We start from the raw sequence: 705 nt of genomic DNA on the forward strand, positions 1-705 counted from the left end.
CTCGAGGAACTGACGCTGACGACGAATGGCTCGCTGCTCGACCGCTATGCGCAGGAGTTGGCCGATTACGGCGTGCGCCGGATCAACGTGTCGCTCGACACGCTCGACCCCGACAAGTTCCGCAAGATCACGCGCTGGGGCGATCTCGGCAAGGTGCTCGGTGGCATCGAGGCGGCACGCAAGGCAGGCCTGCGGGTCAAGATCAACGCGGTYGCGCTCAAGGGCGTCAACGAGGACGAGATCGAGAGCCTGATGACCTGGGCCCACGGGCTGGGCATGGACCTGACGCTGATCGAGGTGATGCCGCTGGGCGAAATCGAGCCCGGGCGGATCGACCAGTTCCTGCCGCTCTCGGTGGTGCGGGCGCGGCTGATGGACAAGTACAACCTCGTCGAGGATCCCTACCGGACCGGCGGGCCGGCGCGCTATGTCCGCGTCAAGGAGACCGGCGGGCTCGTCGGCTTCATCACGCCGATGACGCATAATTTCTGTGAGAGCTGCAACCGGGTGCGGCTGACCTGCACGGGCACGCTCTACATGTGCCTGGGCCAGGAGGACGCCGCCGATCTGCGCGCGCCGATCCGTGCCTCCGCAGACGACGCGGCGCTGCATCGCGCCATGGAAGAGGCGATCTCGCGCAAGCCCAAGGGCCACGACTTCGTCATCGACCGGCGCCGCGGCAAGCCCGCAGTCGGACGCCATATG

Annotated in this window: 1 protein-coding gene; it reads left to right on the plus strand. The window is 67.0% G+C overall.

Features of this window, described 5'->3' with window-relative positions:
- The coding region (locus AC1DYU_RS25995) for a GTP 3',8-cyclase MoaA (protein WP_476794123.1) at positions 1–705 on the plus strand (705 nt) is incomplete at both ends.

This window comes from Allobosea sp. P2_B12 (assembly GCF_056404835.1).